The organism is Pseudobutyrivibrio sp. 49 (assembly GCF_900100545.1).
Classification (GTDB): Bacteria; Bacillota; Clostridia; order Lachnospirales; family Lachnospiraceae; genus Pseudobutyrivibrio.
In genome coordinates, this window is sequence record NZ_FNDP01000012.1 from 68,148 (window position 1) to 83,604 (window position 15,457).

A 15,457-nucleotide genomic window follows, 5' to 3' on the forward strand; every position below is an offset into this window, starting at 1 on the left:
ATGTAATGTCAGGTATTTTTACAATTTCGATTTTTCAGAGTGCTTTAGAACTAGGGTGTATTTACGCCCTAGTTGCTTTAGCACTTTTTATTTCTTTTACAATTCTTAACATCGCAGATTTGACCACAGATGGATGCTTTACATTAGGTTGTGCAGTAGGTGCTGTGGTTACTCTCGCAGGTCATCCATTCCTTGCACTTATAGCAGCAATGATATCTGGTGCTATGGCAGGTTTTATTACCGCATTTTTACAGACAAGACTTGGTGTGGAATCAATCTTAGCAGGTATTATCGTAAATACGGCTCTGTATACTATTAATATTGCCGTCATGGGATTCTCATCTCTTATTAATCTGTTCGGTTGCGATACTATTTTCTCACTTGGAAAAGATGGATTCGTAAATACGATATTTGGAGACTGGTACAAGGTTGTGACAGTAGCTCTTATTGTGGCTGTTATTGCATTGGCACTCTGGTGGTTCCTTGGAACTACACTTGGTATGTCTATTCGTGCTACAGGTGATAATGCGGAGATGGTAAAATCATCATCTATCAATCCTACCTTTACAATCACTGTAGGTCTTTGTCTTGCCAATTCACTTACTGGCCTTTCAGGCTGTCTCATTGCCCAGTATCAGAAGTCGGCAGATATCAATATCGGTACGGGTATGGTTACAATTGCGCTGGCTTCACTTATCATCGGCCAGACTCTTATTGGCAATAAGGGAAGTACAATCAGAAGAATCTTGGGAACTATCCTTGGTTCCGTTCTTTATAGATTTATCGTGGCAATCGCTCTTAGAATGAGTGTGCCAGCAGAGGCTTTAAAGCTTGTTTCTGCAATAATAGTTGCAGTTGCAATCGCAATGCCTTATGTTAGAAAGAAGGCAGCCCTCAAAAAGAGAGAGTTTGCTAACTATAGAGGTAACAGGGAGGTGAAGGACAATGCTTAAAATCGACAACATCTCAAAGACCTTCAATCCCGGCACCGTCAATGAAAAGGCGGCACTTACCAATCTTTCTTTAGATTTAAAGGATGGAGATTTTGCTACTATCGTTGGTTCAAACGGAGCAGGCAAATCTACCATGTTCAATGCCATTGCAGGTACCTTCATTGTTGATGAGGGAAATATTTATCTTGATGGGGAGGACATCACCTTTAAGAAGGAGCATGTTCGAAGCAAGGTTATAGGTCATCTTTTCCAGGATCCATTAAAGGGCACTGCGCCAAACATGACCATAGAGGAAAATATGGCATTGGCTTACTTACGTGCAAGCCATGCTTCAAGCCAGTATTTCTCACGAATCAGCGGCAAGGATAAAGCAAAGTTCAGAGAGCAGCTTTCACTTCTTGGTATGGGCCTTGAAGATAGAATGAAGCAGCCAGTTGGATTATTATCTGGTGGTCAGCGTCAGGCTCTTACACTTTTGATGGCTACATTTGTTACACCTAAGCTTTTGCTTTTGGATGAGCATACAGCAGCCCTTGATCCAGCCACAGCTGAAAAGGTGCTTGAGCTTACAAAGAATATTGTGGCAGAGCGTGGCATTACCTGTCTTATGGTTACCCACAATATGCATCAGGCACTTGACGTAGGAAACAGAACCCTTATGATGAATGCTGGACGAATTGTTTTCGATACTTCAGGCGAAGAGAGAGCAGGACTTACCGTAAATGATCTGCTTGAGAAGTTTAAGGTAGGCGCTGGAGAAGAATTAGATAATGACAGAGTACTTTTGTCTTAGTTTTTTGGGCAATTTAGCACTTTAATTCGATAAAGTATTGGTATACAATGTTAAAAGTTATTTCATACGAAAAATATTAGAACAATGAGGTTTTGATTATTATGAAGAAGGTAGTTAAATTCGGCGGTAGCTCACTTGCGGACGCCGGCCAGTTTAAGAAGGTTGGCGATATCATCCGCGCTGATGAGAATCGCGTGTTTGTAGTTCCATCTGCACCAGGTAAGCGCAACAGCAAGGACACAAAGGTTACAGACATGCTTATCGGTACCTATGAGGCTGCTAAGGCAGGCAAGGATGTTAAGGAGAATCTTAAAGCTATCAAGGCTCGTTACGACGAGATTATCACAGGTCTTGAGTTAAAGGATTTCTCACTTGATGAAGACTTCAAGGAAATTGCAGCTCAGATTAAAGAGGATTTATCACTTGATTATCTTGCAAGCCGTGGTGAGTATCTCAACGGAAAGATTATGGCTAAGTACTTAGGCTATGATTTCATCGATGCAAAGGACGTTATCTTCTTCAATGAAGAGGGAATGCTCAATTCCTACAAGACAGAAAAGACAATGGCTAAGGCTCTCGAGGAGCATCCACGTGCAGTTATCCCAGGCTTCTATGGTTGTGGCAAAGACGGAAAGGTAAAGACCTTCTCACGTGGTGGTTCTGATGTGACTGGTTCTATCGTGGCAGGTGCTGCAAAGGTTGATGTTTACGAGAACTGGACAGACGTTTCAGGCTTCTTGATTTGCGATCCACGTATCGTTAAGAATCCAGTAGGAATGCAGACAATCACATACCGTGAGCTTCGCGAGCTTTCATACATGGGCGCAGGTGTTCTTCACGAGGATGCTATTTTCCCAGTTCGTTCAGCAGGTATTCCTATCAATATTAAAAATACAAACAAGCCAGAGGATGATGGTACTTGGATTGTAGAGTCTACAGCTCAGAGAAATGAATACGTTATCACAGGTATCGCTGGTAAGAAGGGCTTCTGTACAGTACTTATCACAAAGTCACTTATGAACTCAGAGGTTGGTTTCTGCCGAAGAGCACTTCAGGCTTTCGAGGACAACGGAATCAGCATCGAGCACATGCCTTCAGGTATCGACACAATGACAGTTGTTGTTCATGAGGATGAGTTCATCAACAAGGAGCAGGCAGTAGTTTCTGCTATCCACCGTAACTGCTCACCAGATTCTATCGAGATTGAATCAGACCTTGCACTTATCGCAGTTGTAGGTCGTGGTATGAAGAGTACACGTGGTACTGCAGGTCGTATCTTCTCGGCCCTCAGCCATGCACATGTAAATGTACGAATGATTGATCAGGGCTCTTCCGAGTTGAACATCATCATCGGAGTTCAGAATGAAGATTTCGAGGCTGCTGTGAAAGCAATCTATGATATCTTTGTTCTTACAAAACTTTAAATAAAAATGTTAGCTCTAGTCCTAGACTAGAGCTAATTTTATGTTATACTATTCTAAGTTTAACGGAGGGTAATGTATGAGTCTCATCATTAAAAATGGCAGGGTGCTAAACCCACCTACAAATACAGACGAAATATTGGATATTAAGATAGACGGGAACATTATCTCAGCTGTTGAGGCTGAGATTGTTCCCGTCTCTTTTGATGAAGTAATTGATGCAGCGGGCTGCTACGTTATGCCAGGCTTCATCGATATGCATGTCCACTTCAGAGATCCAGGACAGACTGCAAAGGAAGATATCGAGACTGGTTCAAAGGCAGCAGCACGAGGCGGTGTCACCACAGTTCTTGCTATGCCAAATACAAAGCCTGTTGTGGATAATCCAGAGCTTGTGAAATATGTTCACGATAAGGGTGCTAAGGTAGGTCTTACACGAGTGCTTCAGGTAGGTTCTGTTACAAAGGGCATGGAAGGCAAGGAACTTTCTGATTTACAGGGGATGATTGATGCGGGAATCCCTGCTATTTCAGAGGATGGCAAATCTGTTATGGACTCAGGTCTTTACAGAGAGGCAATGAAGCTTGTTGCCACAGCTGGCGTGCCAGTGCTTGCTCACTGCGAGGATATCAATCTGGTGCAGGGGGGTGTTATGAACATGGGCGCTAAATCTGATGCCATGGGAGAGAAAGGTATCAGCAATGCTGTGGAAAACATCATTGAAGCCCGCGACATAATGTTGGCAGAGGAGACTGGTGCCACACTTCATCTGTGTCACTGTTCCACAAAGGAGAGCTACCAGATTTTAAAAGAGGCAAAGGAAGCAGGCATCAAGGTGTCCGGCGAGGTTTGCCCACATCATTTCACACTTACCGAGGATGACATTGTGCCAGGAGATGGCAATTACAAAATGAATCCTCCTGTTCGTACAAAGGAAGATAGAGAATTTCTTAGAAGAGGTTTGGCTGAGGGCGTTTTTGAGGTCATTTCTACAGACCATGCGCCACATACTGCCGAGGAGAAAGCTAAGGGCTTTGCTTCGCCATTTGGTATTGTCGGCCTTGAGACCTCTGCAAGTCTTACATACACAGAGCTTGTTTTATCAGGCCTGATTACACCACTTACAATGGCAGCTTATATGAGCAGCAATCCAGCTCGTATCTTGGGTCGCGACGATTTAGGAAACCTCGCGCCAGGAAAGGCAGCCGATATCACAATTTTTGACCCTACAATTTCATATGAGATTCATGCCGCTGATTTTGTTGGTAAATCTAAAAATATGCCTTACGAAGGCCGCAAGGTTCAGGGTAAGGTTGTTAAAACAATATATGGAGGAAGAGTAGTTTATTATGATTCAGAAGCTAATTAATCAAATCCAGGAAAAGAATGCGCCAATCGTTGTGGGACTTGATCCTACAATGAAATTAATGCCAAAGAGCTTAGTTGATAAATACATCAACGAGTACGGCCAGACCTTGGAAGCAGTGGGAGAAGCCATGTTTGACTACAACCGTCAGATTATGGATGCCTGCGCAGATTTAATTCCAGCAGTAAAGCCACAGATTGCCATGTACGAAAGCTACGGCATTCCTGGCATGATTGCATATAAGAAGACAGTTGATTACGCTAAGGAGCTTGGTCTTATCGTTATCGCTGACATCAAGCGTGGTGACATCGGTTCAACATCTACAGCCTATGCTCTTGGTCATCTTGGCTCAGTTCAGGTTGGCGATTACAAGTATCAGGGCTTCGATGCAGATATGGCTACTGTAAATCCTTACCTTGGCTCAGACGGTGTAAAGCCTTTCGTAGATGTTTGCAAGGAAGAGGACAAGGGTATTTTCGTACTTTGCAAGACTTCTAATCCATCATCAGGCGAGTTCCAGGACAGACTCATCGATGGCAGACCTCTCTACGAGCACATGGCTGAGAAGATTGAGGACTGGGGAATGGAGACAAGAGAAGGCTACTACTCAAATGTAGGTGCAGTTGTTGGCGCCACATATCCAGAGCAGGGCGCAAAGCTTCGTAAGCTCATGCCTCACGCATACATCCTCGTTCCTGGCTACGGTGCACAGGGCGGAAGAGGAAAAGACCTTGTACACTTCTTCAATGAAGATGGTCTTGGTGCTATCGTAAATTCCAGCCGTGGAATCATTGCAGCATATCAGCAGGAAAAGTACGCTTCCTTTGGAGAGGCAAATTTCGCAGGTGCCAGCCGTGCAGCAGTTGAAGATATGCTTGAAGACATCAGAGGAGCTTTGAAGTAATGAAGATAAAAGAAAAAGCAGTAGTATTATGGCAGGAGAAACTGGCCGAAGGCGTTTACAGCCTCACACTTGAAACAAGCATTGTTGACCATGCAATTCCGGGCCAGTTTATCAGCATTTTTTCAAATGATGGCAGCAAGCTGTTGCCACGTCCAATCAGCATCTGCGAAATCAACAAGGATTACGGCACACTTCGTGTGGTTTACCGTGTTGTTGGTGCAGGTACAGAGAAGTTCTCTCATCTCAAGATGGGAGATAAGATTGAGGTTATGGGACCTCTTGGAAATGGCTTCCCACTTGAGGGAAGAAACGCTATCGTTGTAGGCGGTGGTATCGGTGTACCCCCAATGCTTGAGCTTGCAAAGCAGCTACCAGGCACAGTCACAGCTGTTATGGGTTATCGCAACAATGATCTGTTTCTTACCGAGGAATTTGAAAAGGTAGTGGCAAATCTTTTCATTGCCACAGATGACGGCTCAGTAGGAATCCGCGGCACAGTTGTTGATGCCATGAGAGAAAACGATTTGGTGGCAGATGTAATCTATGCCTGCGGTCCAAAGCCAATGCTTCGCGCAGTGGCAGATTTTGCTTTAGAGAATCAGATTAGGTGCTACGTTTCTATGGAAGAGCGCATGGCATGTGGAGTCGGCGCATGCCTTGGTTGCGTTTGCAAGTCTAAGGAAGTGGACGACCATAGTCATGTTAATAATAAGAGGGTTTGTAAGGACGGCCCAGTATTCTTGTCAACGGAGGTGGTACTATAATGAACACTAAAGTTACCATTGCAGGAGTTGAGTTTCAGAATCCTATTATGGAGGCCTCAGGCACCTTCGGTTCAGGCATGGAGTACTCCGAATTTGTTGATTTAAATAAGCTTGGAGCAGTCGTTACAAAGGGTGTGGCAAATGTGCCATGGCCAGGCAATCCAACACCTCGTATCACTGAGGTTCGCTCAGGAATGCTTAATGCAATCGGTTTGCAGAACCCTGGTGTAGAGGTTTTCTGCGAGAGAGATTTAAAATTTCTTGAACAATATAAAAACACAAAAGTAGTGGTTAATGTTTGCGGTCATTCCGCCGAAGAATATATTGAAGTGGTAGAAAGATTAGCAGATGAGTCAAGGGTAGATATGTTGGAAATCAACATCTCTTGTCCTAACGTAAAAGAGGGCGGAATCGCCTTTGGACAGGACCCTAAAGCAGTTGAAGAAATCACTCGTCTTGTTAAGTCTCGTGCCAAGCAGCCAATCGTCATGAAGCTTTCGCCAAACGTTACCGACATTAAGGTTATGGCAAAGGCCGCAGAGGCTGGTGGCGCAGATGCTATTTCACTTATCAATACTCTTACAGGAATGAAAATCGATGTAGAACGTCAGAACTTTGTTCTCGCGAATAAGACCGGTGGCATGTCAGGTCCGGCAGTTCATCCAATTGCAGTTAGAATGGTTTACGAATGTGCAAACGCAGTATCAATTCCAATCATCGGAATGGGTGGAATCACTACATGGGAAGATGCAGTAGAAATGATGCTGGCAGGTGCCACAGCTGTCTCTGTAGGCACAGCAAATTTCTTCAACCCAACAGCTACACTGGATATCTTGTCAGGCATTGAAGACTACATGGTTCGCAAGAATATAGAAGACATCAATTCAATCATAGGTATTGTTAAGTAGGGAGGTAAGTCAGAAAGTACAGCTATAATCTGTCTGTGAAAAATGGTAAATTAAACATAGGGGTCTGCTTGTGAAAATTTTGGTAATGTACAATATATAGATAATTGTGTCGTAGTTCACGGATTGTGTCGCAATTCACCGAATGTTCAGACAATATACTCAGAATTATCCGTGACACATTAAAATCTATTTGCTACACTTTATGTACACTCACACAAAAATTATCTTATTTATAACGGTTTTACTTAGATTTTGAAAGGAGGGGAGCTGATGAAGTTCAAGAAGATAGGTGAGGACAAAATTCGTTGCGTCATCACCAAAGAAGAAATGGAACAGAACGGCATGGAGCTTGGAGATTTCGTCAGTGACCAGGAAAAGACCCAAAGCTTTATCAGGGATATTTTAGCAGAAGCGTGTGAGACCCTCGGAATAGAGACTCATGCTAAAGCATATAGCGTACAGATGACAGTTATGCCTCAGGGTGATGTAGCATTACTCATATCCCCAGATTCAAGTTCAGGACTTGCAACGGCTATTGAAGAATTAAAGAAACATCTTACAGGTTTACAGGAAACATTATCTACTACCAAAAAGGAACAGGCTGTTTCAGGTAGTACAGCAGATGTTCCAGTTCAGCCAGTACAAAAGCTTAGAGATGACAAGGATGAGATTACATCCCAGTATTTGGATACACCACTGTGGGCAATCCTTCCAAGCTTGGATGCATCCATTGAACTTTGCAAACACATTCCAAAGTTCTCAGGAATCCAGAGTGTGCTGTATCGTTACGGCGATGACTATTATGTAAAGCTCAACTTCGAGCTGACACGTCGCCAGATTTCAGCAGTCATTCTTGTTATTGCAGAATACGCCAGCCAGATGTTCACCGAAAGCTTCGATGGAGCCTTCCTCTTAGAACACGGCGATGTGATCTGCGAAGACTGCGTAAATGTACTGTCACAAATTTAAATATTGAATAATTCATAGGGATAGTCACTAGTGGCTATCCCCTTTTTTTATTTCACTCCTGCTTGCTACAGCATATCAGCCCAGTCGCGGCGTCAATGATGCCCTTCGGCGCTTCGCGTCATTGACTCCTCGCCTTTGCGCTGATATTTGGTAATCAAGCAGGGGTGAAAATGGGGCTGTGGCGATGCCACATCTGCTACTATGCATCCCAAATTGAGGTTTTGCTGTTTTGGGATGCATTAGAAATAAATTTTTTTGGAGCTATGTATCCCGAAATGCAGTTTTATTCTTTTGGGATGCATAAATCTAGGTATTTTTATAAAAATCCAAACATTTCTGAGTTGAAAATGCATCCCAGAGAAGCATTTCCTTGGTTTGGGATGCATTCACTAGCTAAATTATGCATCCCAAACAAGACTTTACTGATTTTGGGATGCATGAGGTCAAAAAAGTATGCATCCCATTTGCGACTTTTAGTTATTTGGGATGCATAGTAGTTGTTGTGGCTGTGCCACAGTCCCATTTTTATTTGAGCTTGTTTGACAACTATCTGCTAAAAGAGGCTCTGTCAGGGGGCGGCGGAGCCGAGCCGTCAGGCCTTGCCCTTGACTGGGGCTCTTGGCAGATAGAATAAGCAAAGCTCAAATAAAAAATAAAGTTTTAGCCAAGAAATTTACAAAGGAAATCCACAAACATTTTCGACACAAAGTAAAGAGGACGCCGGCGGGGCGTCCTCTTCAAAAAGGGAGAATAATGTTATGAAAAAAATGGTTCATCGCTTCTGTCTTGCGATGTAATTATAATACTAAGTTATTATGTTGGAACAATGATGAATATGTGAATAAAATTGTAAAAGAAAAAGATTATTTGTGAATTGCTTACCATTATTTTGGTGTGAGGGAATAGGGTAAATAATATAACTTTTGGGCATGAAAAAAGGACCTAAACGGTAGGTCCCTTTCATATCGTAAAACCCAAATACATTTATAACTCATATGCGCATATCTATCATGGTACCAGAAGTAGGGTAGACCAGACTTTCAAGTGATGGTGCATTCATATCGATGCCTTCAGTTAAAAGCTGCGCCTGTCCCTCCATGACATCTAAGGTCTTACCAAGCATTGCTGTCCCCACAGCGGTAAGTAACTTGTTTTGACTTAAACTCATAGAAAGCTCTGATATATCCATAATAAGCGCCTCCCCTAAAAAAGACTACGCTTTTTTAACTCACCTAAAATTCTACCATGACTTGTTCACAAATTGGTGCCAAACTGTGACAAAATTGTGAACAAACTGTGAATTATGGATAATATTGAACATTTAATAGCAAAATCTATCTGATATCAAAGGACGAGTTGAAAATTAGAGTGGATAACACGGAAAAATACCGAAATATTCATATTTTTTTCATTCTTGTTTCATATTTTACATATTTAAAAATTAGTCTAGAATTACTATAATTATAGTTACATTAGTATGATTTCATGGAGAAACTATGTCCTTATTAAACCTGAATCTTAGTGACCCTCTTATGAAGGCGCTGAAAGCTGTAAATTCAATAGCAGGAAAATCTTTGACTGAAGAAGATTTGCGAAGGCAGCGTTCAGCCATGGAACTGGCAGGTAGACTGGCGGCTCCAACAGGAGGTGTAACACTGGAACCATTTCAGGTGGGGGAGATACCATGTGAGTGGGTGAAGCCGGATTTGGCACATAACCCACAGTATGTGATTCTCTATGCACATGGAGGTGGTTACACCTGTGGCGGTTTGGCCTATGCCAGAATATTGGCAGCTAAGCTTGCTGTATCTACAGGCTTCTCCGTGGTTTCCTTTGAATACAGGCTTGCTCCGGAGAATAAGTTCCCGGCAGCCCTGGAGGATGGAAATCAGGTATGGGATTATCTAATAGAAAAAGGTTATAAGAATGACCGAATTCTTTTGGCAGGTGATTCTGCCGGTGGCAACCTGATGGTTTGCCTCACCCAGAGAATTCTGATGGAGGGAAATGACCCTCCAAGAATGTTGTTATTGTTTAGTCCATGGACTGACATGACGGCAAAATCAAAATCTTATCAACAGTATGATGGCAAGGATCCAATCCTCACAAAGCATTATGTAGAATCTGTGAGAGATGCAGTGATCGGAGAGGATGCAGAACCATCAGACCCAATATATTCGCCGCTTTTTGGTGAATTTAAGCATTTTCCACCTACGCTTGTGCAGGTTGGGAAAACGGAAATACTATACGAAGACAGTGCCTCCCTTGTGAAGCAGATTCAGAAGGTTGGGGGCAAAGCAAAACTGGACGTAGAAAAGGATGGATGGCATGTGTACCAGCAGATGCCTCTCCCAGTGGCAAGTCGTGCAATGCGCAGACTCGCAGACTATGTTTCAGATGAAATATATAAAAATTAAGTGAGCTGATAACTAACAAGCTCTTAGGTTTCTGAATGAAGCATTCTATTGCTGAATGAAGAAACACTAAGGCTTGTGAGTGTAATCAGCGGACTAAGAGGTTATATGGCAAGAGATAATTGGTATAAAGTTGATAATGTTGCGAAGGTCTTTCTAGCCACAGCGGCTAAGCGAGACACTCGAACCCTGAGGGTTAGCTGTACACTCTGGGAAGATATAGATCCAGAGCTTTTACAACAGGCTGTGGAGTCAGCGATTCAGCTTCGCCCACAGTTTCATGTGCGAATTCGTCGAGGTATTTTTTGGCACTACATGGAGGATACAGACCTTCAGCCTATAGTTGAAAAGGAGCATGGACGTGTTTGCCCATCTCTTTATCACCCGGGCAGAATGATGCTCCATTATAAAGTAACTTATTATCACAAAAGAATTAATCTTGACTTGTTCCATGCAATTTCAGATGGAACAGGAGCATTAGAGTTTCTAAATATTATTGTTTTTGATTATTTGAAGCTTAAATATCCTGATGAGCTTGAAGAGTTAAATATTCACTCAGGTGCGTCCTATGATGATTTGAATCAGGATAGTTATCGCCAGTTTTTTGGAAATTTATCTTTGAAAGCATCGGCTTTAAAGGTGGCTTATCATCCTAGTGGCTTGAAGCTTCCATATGATCAGCTTCAGTTCTTCGAGATTCAGGTGCCAACAGAGGATATTCTTCCAAAAGCTAAGGAAATCGGCGTTGGTATGACCAGCTACATTGGTGCAAAGCTTATGATGGCAATAAAAGAAGATATGCCTCCACGTAAAAAGCATATGCCAATCAATGTGTCTATGCCTGTAAATCTTAGAAATTATTATCCAAGTCAGACTTCAAGAAACTTTTTCAATAACGTAAATGTGGCACATACATTTACAGAAGAGATTTCCTTTGAAGATTTGGCAAAGGAATTTGACGGCAAGCTTAAGGAAAGCCTGACAGAAGAAAATATTAAAAAGCAGATGGATAACTTTGAGACCATGGAATACTTTATTCCGGTAAGAGCAGTGCCACTGTTTATTAAGCAGATGGTTGTGCGTTATGGTTCAAAGATTATGGATAAAAAGGTGTCAGTTGTTCTTTCAAATCTGGGAGTGCAGCGACCACCGGAGGAGCTTATTCCAAAGATTAAAAATTATAATGGTTTCTGTAGCTCATCAAATCTCTTTGTTGTTATGAGCAGCTACAACGGAAAGATGACCCTCGGAATCAGCTCACCATATTCAAATACTAAGGTAGTAAAAAGCTTCGTTAGAGGCCTCAGTGAGGAAGGCATGAAGATTACTGCTTATGCAACGGAGGTGATTCGCTAATGAAGAATTGTCCATATTGTAAGATTGATGTTGGAGGAAATTTAAAGAAATGCCCATTGTGCCAGAGCCGTCTGGTAGGTGAGGATGAGGAAAAATATTTCCCAACACAGTTAAGATTAAAGTTCCAGTCATTTTTCTTTAAGCTACAGCTATTCATTGTGTGTATAGTGATTATTTCCGCACTATGGCTGGATTACATATTCAAGCTTCCATTCGGAAAATATGGTGGATTCCATTGGAGCTTACTGATATTGATGTGGCTCTTTGCCTTTGAATTCAGTATCATTCATGTCTTTAAAAAGGGTATGGATGCCTCTAGAATCCTGTCCATAGTGGTGGTAATAGTAATGGCGATGGTAGCTGTTACAGCCTATTACTTTGGATATCTGATGTTTGTTTTATATTGGGTTATACCAATTATGGTTATGTGCACAATTGTTGCCAACTTTGTGCTGTGCATGGTGGATAAAAGTGGTAACGCGATGGTATATCTGTTGACAGATTTACTTGTGGGAATTATTCCATACTTTGTTTGCATAACATTAAAGAAGGATTGTCCAATCGAGTGGATGATTTGCTTACTTGTTAGTTTCATTATTTTTGTGGGAGCAATAATTTTTAAGGGGAGAGAAGTCGTTGGTGAAATCCAGCGAAGGCTGAGTGTTTAGGCGGATATTTTTGACAGCGTAAGTAGTGCTACTCGACGGAGGTTATTGCATGAATACCGGAGATAGAATACCTGATAAGAGAAAATATTTATTAGAGAACTTTGGAAGGGCAATGCAGGAAGGCTGGCTGGAGGTATACTATCAGCCTATCATCCGTGGCTCTAGTGGAAGAGTATGTGGTGAGGAAGCTCTTGTACGCTGGGACGACCCTGTCCTCGGTGTGCTTAATCCTGCTGAATTTATTCCTATTCTTGAATCTGTTAATTTGATTGACAGACTGGATCTTTATGTATTGGAGCAGGTTCTCGCAAAACTTGATAAATTTAAGGAAATGGGATTGTACAGAGTAGTTCATTCTGTAAATTTCTCTCAGATAGACTTTTTCTCTTCAGATATAGTAGCAGAGGTAAAACAGCGTGTGGATGCTTCATCGGTCCCGCCTTCACTTATAGCTATTGATGTTATTGAAAGCGCATGCAGTACAAGAGATGAGGCTGTTTTATCTAAGTTAGACCAGTTCCAAAAGCTTGGATTCCAGGTTTGGATGGATGACTATGGGAATGGAGATTTCTCTCCAATTCTTCTCCAGCAGATAAATTTTGATTTGCTGAAAATAAATATGAATCTTGTTAGTCAGGTTCGCACCAGTAAGAGCGCCAAGGTTATTATCACAGAGCTTGTAAGACTTGCGATGGCTCTTGGTATAGAGGTGGCAGCAGAGGGTGTTGAGGACGATGACGAGGCTGAGTTCTTAAAAGAGATTGGCTGTGTAAAGCTTCAGGGCTTCTATTATTGCAAGCCAGTATCTTTATCAGATATTTTGACCAGATATAAGAATGGTACACAGATAGGCTTTGAGAATCCAGATGAGCGTGAATACTATACAGCAGTTGGTCATGTCAGCCTGTATGACCTGGCTTTTACCAATAACGATGAAAATGGTATGGTAGATTACTTTGACACTCTGCCTATGGCCATTTTGCAGGTTAATTCCGAGGAGATTTCACTGCTTCGTTGTAATGCTAACTTTAGGAAATTCTTTCACGCAAACTTTACTGACAAGAGGGGTGTGACGACCTATCATTTTAAAGGCTCAGATAAATTAGTGGGCTTTTATGCAATGACAGAGGTGCGTCAGTGTGGTATAGACGGAAAAAGAAGGATTATTGATGAGCGTACTAAAAATGGAAAGACAGTTGAGTTGCTTATCAACAAGATTTCCGATGACCCTGTTACAGGTATGGCAGCTGTCGCTGTTGTAATTCTTTCTGTTACTGAAAGACCGGGAAACTTAGATGACTTGAGCTATAACTACATTGCAAGAGCTTTGGCTGAGGACTATATAAAGCTTTACTTTGTAGATATGGAAACGGACGAATATACCGAGTATGCTTCTGATGGTAAGAATCGAGACATAACAGCTATTAGACGTGGACAACAGTTCTTCGATGTGCCTGAAGATGAAAGATATAAATTTATCTATAAGGAAGACAGGGCAAGATTTATTGATTCGTTTACAAAAGAACAGATAACACATGATTTGAACAAATACGGAAAGTACACCATTACTTATAGGTCTCTAATGAATGGTGAACCTAAATATGTAAATCTTAAGGCGGTACGTGTAAGAACAGATAATAGGCATATAATTATCGGTATAAGTGATGTTGATGCTCAGACACGAGAGCAGGAGGCTTTCCAGAGAATAAAGGAGGAACGAATAACCTTTAATAGAATTGCTGCATTGTCCAGTGATTTTATAAATATTTATTGTGTGGATCCTAACACTGGATTCTATGAAATTTTCAAGATGAATCCTGAAAATATGCAATATGAGCTCGATCCAGAAGGTGGGGATTTCTTCAAAGATAGTAGAGAGAGATTTAAGGAAATTGTCTATGAAGAGGATGTAGATGCTCTTTTGAAAATCTTTACAAAGGAAAATATCATAGCATCCATCAAGGAACAAGGCCTATTTACCTACACATGCAGAGTTAAGAGGATTAACGGTGGTTTTAGATATGTAACTATGAAGACAGCCCTTTTGGAAGAGCTTGATGGTCCACATCTTATCTTTGGTCTTATCAATGTTGATGAGCAAGTTCGAAAGGAAAAAGAATACGCTGAAAAGGTTTCAGAAGCCGAGGATAAGGCTATTCGAGACGAGCTTACAGGTGTTAAAAATAAGCACGCTTATGCAATAGCCGAGGAAGAATTCAATGTTAGAATTGAGGCTAAAAGAGCAAATGACTTTGCACTGGTGGTATGCGATTTGAATGGTCTGAAGGATGTAAACGATAACTTCGGACATCAGACTGGAGACCAGTTTATCAAGGACGGCTGTAAGATAATTTGTACAGTATTTTCTCATAGTCCTGTATACAGAATCGGTGGCGATGAGTTTGTTGTTATAGTTCAAGGCGCAGATTATGGAAATCTTGACAAGCTTCTTGAAAACATGGAGAAGGTAAACAATCGAAATGCCAAGAAAAAAGAGGTTACCATAGCTGTTGGCGTTGCCAAGTTTGATGGACAAAGAGAGATGAGCGAGATTTTTGATGCTGCTGACGCTGAGATGTACCTTAATAAAAAGCGTATGAAAAAAGGTGAGCCGACACATCACGCTAGAGTAAACTTTTAGTCGGAAAAAATAGAATAAATACAAAAAGAACATCCTTCTTGTGATAAGGTTATGGTTTGCGAAAAAAACTTTATCAAGGGAGGATGTTCTTTTATGCAAAAGAGTATACAGTATTTTGGAGAAGTGTGCATTCAAAGATTTTTAGAAATACAAAAAGAGTTATATCAAAACCCAAAAGATTTAGCTGAGTTTATACTAAATGTTGAAAGTGAGGTAAGGAAACTGGGCCGTATTTTTATTGAAGAGACACTTGAGGAAATGGATCAACTTATACGTGAAAGTGATAAAAGAAAGAAACAT

General features: G+C 41.5%; 13 protein-coding genes and 1 pseudogene. 13 read left to right on the forward strand and 1 reads right to left on the reverse strand.

Annotation, left to right across the window (positions count from 1 at the left end; all coding sequences use genetic code 11):
- Positions 1–5: 5 nt before the first annotated feature.
- The 8 genes from BLP54_RS10895 (at position 6) to BLP54_RS10930 (ending at position 8,078) form a co-directional block, all read left to right on the forward strand.
- A complete protein-coding gene (locus tag BLP54_RS10895; protein WP_090169563.1) occupies positions 6–953 on the forward strand; it encodes an ABC transporter permease in 948 nt (315 codons plus the stop codon).
- Positions 946–1,746 carry an ABC transporter ATP-binding protein gene (locus tag BLP54_RS10900; RefSeq protein ID WP_090169566.1) on the forward strand — a complete coding sequence of 267 codons (801 nt, stop codon included), beginning with the start codon at positions 946–948 and terminating at the stop codon, positions 1,744–1,746. Before BLP54_RS10895 ends, BLP54_RS10900 begins: the two co-directional genes overlap by 8 nt.
- A gap of 101 nt (positions 1,747–1,847) precedes the next feature.
- Positions 1,848–3,170 carry an aspartate kinase gene (locus tag BLP54_RS10905; protein WP_090169568.1) on the forward strand — a complete coding sequence of 441 codons (1,323 nt, stop codon included), beginning with the start codon at positions 1,848–1,850 and terminating at the stop codon, positions 3,168–3,170.
- 76 nt (positions 3,171–3,246) lie between these two features.
- Positions 3,247–4,536, forward strand: coding sequence for a dihydroorotase (locus BLP54_RS10910; protein ID WP_090169569.1), 1,290 nt, complete (start codon positions 3,247–3,249; stop codon positions 4,534–4,536).
- On the forward strand, positions 4,517–5,437 hold the full coding sequence (gene pyrF, locus BLP54_RS10915) for an orotidine-5'-phosphate decarboxylase (protein ID WP_090169572.1): 921 nt from the start codon (positions 4,517–4,519) through the stop codon (positions 5,435–5,437). The genes BLP54_RS10910 and pyrF overlap by 20 nt, the downstream gene beginning before the upstream one ends.
- Positions 5,437–6,201: a dihydroorotate dehydrogenase electron transfer subunit gene (locus BLP54_RS10920; RefSeq protein WP_090169575.1), complete on the forward strand. Its 765-nt coding sequence runs from the start codon at positions 5,437–5,439 to the stop codon at positions 6,199–6,201. Before pyrF ends, BLP54_RS10920 begins: the two co-directional genes overlap by 1 nt.
- Complete coding sequence (locus tag BLP54_RS10925) at positions 6,201–7,109, forward strand: dihydroorotate dehydrogenase (RefSeq protein ID WP_176754539.1); 909 nt, start codon at positions 6,201–6,203, stop codon at positions 7,107–7,109. Before BLP54_RS10920 ends, BLP54_RS10925 begins: the two co-directional genes overlap by 1 nt.
- Before the next feature lie 270 nt (positions 7,110–7,379).
- A complete protein-coding gene (locus BLP54_RS10930) occupies positions 7,380–8,078 on the forward strand; it encodes an adaptor protein MecA (RefSeq protein ID WP_090169580.1) in 699 nt (232 codons plus the stop codon).
- Between the two features lie 991 nt (positions 8,079–9,069).
- On the opposite strand, the gene BLP54_RS10940 is transcribed toward BLP54_RS10930, so the two are convergent.
- Positions 9,070–9,267, reverse strand: a complete 198-nt coding sequence (locus BLP54_RS10940; protein WP_072915921.1) for a YjfB family protein — start codon at positions 9,265–9,267, stop codon at positions 9,070–9,072.
- 307 nt (positions 9,268–9,574) lie between these two features.
- On the opposite strand from BLP54_RS10940, the gene BLP54_RS10945 reads away from it, so the two are divergent.
- From BLP54_RS10945 to BLP54_RS10965, 5 genes and pseudogenes are all read left to right on the forward strand, one after another.
- Positions 9,575–10,495, forward strand: coding sequence for an alpha/beta hydrolase (locus BLP54_RS10945; RefSeq protein WP_242870688.1), 921 nt, complete (start codon positions 9,575–9,577; stop codon positions 10,493–10,495).
- 105 nt (positions 10,496–10,600) lie between these two features.
- Positions 10,601–11,848: a condensation domain-containing protein gene (locus BLP54_RS10950; protein WP_090169584.1), complete on the forward strand. Its 1,248-nt coding sequence runs from the start codon at positions 10,601–10,603 to the stop codon at positions 11,846–11,848.
- On the forward strand, positions 11,848–12,516 hold the full coding sequence (locus tag BLP54_RS10955; RefSeq protein WP_090169586.1) for a DUF6320 domain-containing protein: 669 nt from the start codon (positions 11,848–11,850) through the stop codon (positions 12,514–12,516). Before BLP54_RS10950 ends, BLP54_RS10955 begins: the two co-directional genes overlap by 1 nt.
- A 49-nt stretch (positions 12,517–12,565) precedes the next feature.
- Positions 12,566–15,157 carry a bifunctional diguanylate cyclase/phosphodiesterase gene (locus BLP54_RS10960; RefSeq protein WP_090169588.1) on the forward strand — a complete coding sequence of 864 codons (2,592 nt, stop codon included), beginning with the start codon at positions 12,566–12,568 and terminating at the stop codon, positions 15,155–15,157.
- 93 nt (positions 15,158–15,250) lie between these two features.
- Positions 15,251–15,457: pseudogene (locus BLP54_RS10965) on the forward strand (ISLre2 family transposase); the annotation flags it as partial.

Coding starts and splice junctions, on each gene's coding strand:
- BLP54_RS10900 (WP_090169566.1), top strand. CDS start 946: ATGCTTAAAATCGACAACATCTCAAAGACCTTCAATCCCGGCACCGTC.
- BLP54_RS10925 (WP_176754539.1), top strand. CDS start 6,201: ATGAACACTAAAGTTACCATTGCAGGAGTTGAGTTTCAGAATCCTATT.
- BLP54_RS10955 (WP_090169586.1), top strand. CDS start 11,848: ATGAAGAATTGTCCATATTGTAAGATTGATGTTGGAGGAAATTTAAAG.
- BLP54_RS10910 (WP_090169569.1), top strand. CDS start 3,247: ATGAGTCTCATCATTAAAAATGGCAGGGTGCTAAACCCACCTACAAAT.
- BLP54_RS10920 (WP_090169575.1), top strand. CDS start 5,437: ATGAAGATAAAAGAAAAAGCAGTAGTATTATGGCAGGAGAAACTGGCC.
- BLP54_RS10960 (WP_090169588.1), top strand. CDS start 12,566: ATGAATACCGGAGATAGAATACCTGATAAGAGAAAATATTTATTAGAG.
- BLP54_RS10930 (WP_090169580.1), top strand. CDS start 7,380: ATGAAGTTCAAGAAGATAGGTGAGGACAAAATTCGTTGCGTCATCACC.
- pyrF (WP_090169572.1), top strand. CDS start 4,517: ATGATTCAGAAGCTAATTAATCAAATCCAGGAAAAGAATGCGCCAATC.
- BLP54_RS10945 (WP_242870688.1), top strand. CDS start 9,575: ATGTCCTTATTAAACCTGAATCTTAGTGACCCTCTTATGAAGGCGCTG.
- BLP54_RS10940 (WP_072915921.1), bottom strand. CDS start 9,267: ATGGATATATCAGAGCTTTCTATGAGTTTAAGTCAAAACAAGTTACTT.
- BLP54_RS10895 (WP_090169563.1), top strand. CDS start 6: ATGTCAGGTATTTTTACAATTTCGATTTTTCAGAGTGCTTTAGAACTA.
- BLP54_RS10950 (WP_090169584.1), top strand. CDS start 10,601: ATGGCAAGAGATAATTGGTATAAAGTTGATAATGTTGCGAAGGTCTTT.
- BLP54_RS10905 (WP_090169568.1), top strand. CDS start 1,848: ATGAAGAAGGTAGTTAAATTCGGCGGTAGCTCACTTGCGGACGCCGGC.